General features: G+C 67.2%; 5 protein-coding genes and 1 pseudogene. 5 read left to right on the top strand and 1 reads right to left on the bottom strand.

Annotated features, from left to right (window positions below; genetic code table 11):
• From AAC997_RS14250 to AAC997_RS14230, 5 genes and pseudogenes are all read left to right on the top strand, one after another.
• Nucleotides 1-330, top strand: a pseudogene (locus AAC997_RS14250) (protein translocase subunit SecF); the annotation flags it as partial.
• Nucleotides 331-334: 4 nt separating this feature from the next.
• The gene (locus tag AAC997_RS14245; protein WP_340646362.1) at nt 335-694 is read left to right on the top strand and encodes an Mth938-like domain-containing protein; all 360 of its coding nucleotides are present in this window, start codon (nt 335-337) and stop codon (nt 692-694) included.
• A 24-nt stretch (nt 695-718) separates the two neighbouring features.
• Nucleotides 719-1,672: an aldo/keto reductase gene (locus AAC997_RS14240; RefSeq protein WP_340646361.1), complete on the top strand. Its 954-nt coding sequence runs from the start codon at nt 719-721 to the stop codon at nt 1,670-1,672.
• Nucleotides 1,673-1,732: 60 nt separating this feature from the next.
• A complete protein-coding gene (locus AAC997_RS14235) occupies nt 1,733-2,338 on the top strand; it encodes a urate hydroxylase PuuD (RefSeq protein ID WP_340646360.1) in 606 nt (201 codons plus the stop codon).
• A 67-nt stretch (nt 2,339-2,405) separates the two neighbouring features.
• Nucleotides 2,406-3,104, top strand: coding sequence for a squalene/phytoene synthase family protein (locus AAC997_RS14230; protein ID WP_340646359.1), 699 nt, complete (start codon nt 2,406-2,408; stop codon nt 3,102-3,104).
• A 2-nt stretch (nt 3,105-3,106) separates the two neighbouring features.
• Here AAC997_RS14230 and trmFO read toward each other — a convergent pair whose 3' ends face one another.
• Nucleotides 3,107-4,516 (bottom strand): methylenetetrahydrofolate--tRNA-(uracil(54)-C(5))-methyltransferase (FADH(2)-oxidizing) TrmFO, encoded by a 1,410-nt coding sequence (gene trmFO, locus AAC997_RS14225; protein ID WP_340646358.1) that lies wholly within the window; start codon nt 4,514-4,516, stop codon nt 3,107-3,109.
• Nucleotides 4,517-4,778 lie beyond the last annotated feature (262 nt).

Here is a 4,778-nt window from a genome sequence, read left to right as displayed (position 1 = left end):
TCGATGAACGACACCGTGGTGGTCTTCGACCGCCTGCGGGAGAACCTGCGCAAGTACAAGTCGATGCCGCTGGGCGAGGTCATCGACCTGTCGATCAATGAAACGCTTTCCCGCACCGTCATCACCGGCCTGACGGCCGTCCTGGCGCTCGGGGGGCTGGCGGTGTTCGGCGGGCCGACCCTGTTCGCCTTCTCCCTGATCATGATCTTCGGCATCATCATCGGCACCTATTCGTCCATCTACGTGGCCGCGCCTGTGATCCTGCTTTGGGGCGTGAAGCGCGGCGACGAACCGGCCGAGCCCTTGAAGCCGGCCAACGCGCGGAGCTAGCGCCATGGCCCGCGACGCGCCCTCCATCGACGCCTATGGCGACGGTGGATTCCGGCTGTCGGGCGTGCGGCACGAAGGCTCTGTGCTGATCGTTCAGGACGAGGCTCAGGCATGGCCGGTGACCCGTGTCGCCGAGCTCACGCCCGAAAGTCTGTCGCCGGTGTTGGGGGTCGGCGTGCGTGAGGTGGAGTTTGTGCTCTTGGGGATGGGGGCGACCAACGCCCTGCCGCCCAAGGTGCTTCGCGAGGCGCTGTCTGCGGCCGGCATTGGCCTGGAGTTCATGGACACCCCCACCGCGGCGCGGATGTACAATGTGCTCACCGCCGAAGGCCGCAGGCTCGCCGCCGCCCTGATCGCGATCTAAGCTCCTCTTTCGAGGAGCCTGCCCATGCAAACCGTCCGTCTCGGCCGAACCAAGGCCGTGGTCAGCGCCGCCGGCCTGGGGTGCGGCGGTCATTCCCGCCTGGGTATGACGCGCGGCGCCAGCACGGAAGAGGCGTCCCGCGTGGTCAGCGCGGCCATCGACCTTGGGATCACCTTCATCGACACCGCCCGGCTATACGGCACCGAGGAGGCTGTGGGCCTGGGCGTGAAGGGCCGGCGGGGCGAAGTGTTCATCTCCACCAAGGCCAGCCCCACTGGCGGCGGGCCGGGCCGGGACGGCGAGCTGATCACACCGCAGGCCCTGACCGAGAGCCTGGAGGGCAGCCTCAGGCGGCTGGGGACCGACCATGTCGATCTCTTCAACCTGCATGGGGTGACGCTGGCCCACTACGACGCCTGCGTCGAAACCCTGCTGCCCGAGCTCAAACGCCAGCAGGCCGCCGGCAAGATCAGGCACATCGGCATCACCGAGGCCTTCGGCGCCGACACGCGTCACGCCATGCTGTCTCGCGCCATGCCGGAGGCCAGGTTCGACGTGGCCATGGTCGGCTTCAACCTGCTGAACGCCTCAGCGCGGCGCAGAGTGTTCCCCGCAACCCAGGCGAACGACATCGGGACCTTGATCATGTTCGCGGTGCGCCGTGCGCTGAGCCATCCCGACGTCCTGCGCGACACCGTGGAGAAGCTGCTGGCCAGCGGGGAAGTGGCGGCGGGCGCGGTTGATCCGGCCGATCCGCTGAAGTTCCTGCGCGAGCACCCTGAGATCGCCTCGGAGGTCGAGGCCGCCTATCGGTTCTGCCGCCACGAGCCCGGCGCCCATGTGATCCTGACCGGCACCGGCAGCGTCGAGCACCTGAAGGCCAATATCGCGGCCATCAACGCCCCGATCCTGCCACGGGAAGTCTCTCTTCGGCTGGAGGCGATCTTCGGCGCCGTGGAGAGCGTGTCGGGCAACTAGCAGCCCCGCTTGAAACTGCGTATAGCTGACGGTCAGGGCAGGAATCGTAGAGGCATACCTATGGCTGGACTTCTCGCAAATCTCCGCAACACCATCATCGTGAGCTGCGTGCTCGCGTTGATCATCATCGCCGGCTACTTCAGCCACTACGGCTCGGCCGACGCCATCTTCTTCCAGGGGCTGTTCCGCTTCATCCACGTCCTCTGCGGCATCATGTGGATCGGCCTGCTGTACTACTTCAACTTCGTCCAGATCCCGCAGATGGCCAAGATTCCGGCCGAGCTGAAGCCGGCGATCTCCAAGTTCATCGCCCCCGAGGCGCTGTTCTGGTTCCGTTGGTCGGCGCTCCTCACCTGGGTGGCCGGCGTGATCCTGGCCCTCAATCGCGGATATCTGGTGGAAGCGTTCAGCCTCGGCGCGACCGAAGGTTTCGCCAATGTCGGACACATCTTCATCGGCATGGGCATGTGGCTCGCCACGGTGATGTTCATCAACGTCTGGGCGTTCATCTGGCCGAACCAGAAGATCGCGCTCGGCCTCGTGGAGGGCGACGCCGACGCCAAGGCCAAGGCCGGTCGCACCGCGATGCTGTTCTCGCGGACCAACACGCTGCTGTCGATCCCGATGCTGGTCACCATGACCATGAGCCAGACCATCTTCGGCTAATCCCGAGGACGAGGTACAATCGGAAGGCCCGCCCCAACCGGCGGGCCTTTTGCTTTTTGCGAGCATCATGTCCGAAGACGACGCCCACGATCCGAACGACCTCGACGCCTTGGTGGGCCGCGTTGATCCCGACCGCTGGTTGTCCAGCCGGTTCATCGCCGACGCCGAAGTCCGAGCCGACATCATCGCCCTCTACGCCTTCGACCACGAACTGGCCCGCGCGCCCCGCGTCGCCTCCAACCCGCTGATGGGCGAGATCCGCCTGACCTGGTGGAACGAGGTGCTGGACGAGGTGTTCGAGGCACGCGTGGTGCGCAAGCATCCGACGGCCCTGGCGCTGGCGACCGCCATCGGACGTCACGGGCTGCTGAGACCTCGCCTTGAGGCGATGATCGACGCCCGTTACCGCGAACTCAGCGCCGAGCCGATGAAGTTGGGGGAGGCTCTCGAATGGGCCGACGGCACGGCGGGGAACGTCGCGATCCTCGCCGCGCGGATGCTTGACCCGAAGGCCGATGAGACCAAGGCTCTCGCAGGCGGCCGCGCCTGGGCCATCGGGCGATTGATCGGCACGGCGGGGCTGGCGGGTCCCGATGTCGCGCCGATCCTGGACCGGGCCCTGAAGGATGCGGGCGGCCTGTCGGTGGCGGCCTTCCCGGCGATCGCGCAGGCGACCCTGGCCCGGATCCGCGCCAAGGGCCGCAAGCCCTCGGAACTGGAAGCCCGCCTGCGCCTGTTCCTGGCCGTGGCGCGCGGCAAGGTCTGAACCTATTCGGCGGCGATCTTGGCTTTGCCCGTGACCCAGGTCTCCAGGTCGGCCAGGGCGCGCTCGCCCACCGCCAGCTTCTTGCCGCGGCTCTTCTCCTTGGCGCCCAACCGGCGGCCCGCCTCATCGCGCTTGGCGATCCCGTCGACGGGCGGCAGAAGGCCGTAGTTGATGTTCATCGGCTGGAAGGAGCCCTTGCCACCTTCCAGGTGCCCGCCGGTGATGTGGCCCACCAGGGCTCCGAGCGCGGTCGTGGCCGGCGGGGCCTCGATGGGCGCGCCCAGGCGTTCCGCGGCGGCCAGGCGTCCGGCCAGCAGGCCCATGGCCGCGCTCTCCACATAGCCTTCGACGCCCGTCACTTGGCCGGCGAACCGCAGTCGCGGCTGCAGCTTCAACCGAAGTTGGGCGTCCAGCAGCTTGGGGCTGTTGAGGAAGGTGTTGCGGTGCAGGCCGCCGAGGCGGGCGAACACCGCCTTCTCCAGGCCCGGGATGGTGCGGAAGATGTCGCTCTGCGCGCCGTGCTTGAGCTTGGTCTGGAAGCCCACCATGTTCCACAGCGTGCCCAAGGCGTTGTCCTGGCGAAGTTGGACGATGGCGTAGGCCTTCTCCTGCGGATTGTGCTCGTTGGTCAGGCCCACCGGCTTCATCGGGCCGTGGCGCAGGGTCTCGCGGCCGCGCTCGGCCATCACCTCGATGGGCAGGCAGCCGTCGAAATAGGGGACGTTCTCCCACTCCTTGAACTCAGCTTTCGGCCCTTCAAGCAGGGCGTCGATGAAGGCCTCGTACTGGGCCTTGTCCAAGGGGCAGTTGATGTAGGCTGCGGCGTCGCCGCCGGGACCCTCCTTGTCGTAGCGCGACTGGCGCCAGGCGACGCCCATGTCGATGGACTCGAAGTTCACGATGGGGGCGATAGCGTCGAAAAACGACAGCTCGCCCTCGCCGGTGAGCGTCAGGATCGCCTCCGAAAGGGCGGGCGAGGTGAGGGGGCCGGTGGCCACGATCACGCTGTCCCACTCGGCCGGCGGCAGGCCCGCGATCTCCTCGCGCGCGATGGTGACGTTGGGGTGAGCCTCCAGGCGCGCGGTGACCGCCTGGGAGAAGCCGTCCCGGTCGACGGCCAGGGCTCCGCCGGCCGGCACCTGATGGGCGTCGCCGCAGGACATGATGATGGAGTCCAGCCGCCGCATCTCGGCGTGCAAGAGGCCCACGGCGTTGGAGGTCCAGTCGTCGGCCCGGAACGAGTTCGAACAGACCAACTCGGCCAGGCCGTCGGTGTGGTGGGCGTCGGTGCCGCGTACGGGGCGCATCTCGTGCAGGATCACCGGCACGCCGGCCTGGGCGATCTGCCAGGCGGCTTCCGAACCGGCCAGGCCGCCGCCGATCACATGGACTGGGTCAATCTTGGTGCTCATGCGTGGCTAAGTAGCAACGATTGCGACGGATCGCGAGCGAGGCCTTGCGGCGCAAGGGCCGCAACCGCAAAGATCGCAGCCAAAGGGGTGACCGACTCGTTTGGTTTTTCAGATGGGCGGCCAGAGGACAGACATGACCAAGTTTTCGCCGAGCGAGTCGGCGCTGGAAGGCTTCCGGATCACGCGCGAACGGCCAGGGACGATCCTGGCCTGGAGCCTGGTCTACTTCCTGGGGATCATGGTGATCGCCATGATCATGGTC

The organism is Phenylobacterium sp. (assembly GCF_037968635.1).
GTDB lineage: Bacteria > Pseudomonadota > Alphaproteobacteria > Caulobacterales > Caulobacteraceae > Phenylobacterium.
This window is presented reverse-complemented; position numbering and strand designations above follow the sequence as displayed.

Bases quoted from the DNA above. Each gene is read 5' to 3' on its own strand.
- AAC997_RS14245 (WP_340646362.1), top strand. From the start codon at position 335: ATGGCCCGCGACGCGCCCTCCATCGACGCCTATGGCGACGGTGGATTC.
- AAC997_RS14240 (WP_340646361.1), top strand. From the start codon at position 719: ATGCAAACCGTCCGTCTCGGCCGAACCAAGGCCGTGGTCAGCGCCGCC.
- AAC997_RS14235 (WP_340646360.1), top strand. From the start codon at position 1,733: ATGGCTGGACTTCTCGCAAATCTCCGCAACACCATCATCGTGAGCTGC.
- AAC997_RS14230 (WP_340646359.1), top strand. From the start codon at position 2,406: ATGTCCGAAGACGACGCCCACGATCCGAACGACCTCGACGCCTTGGTG.
- trmFO (WP_340646358.1), bottom strand. From the start codon at position 4,516: ATGAGCACCAAGATTGACCCAGTCCATGTGATCGGCGGCGGCCTGGCC.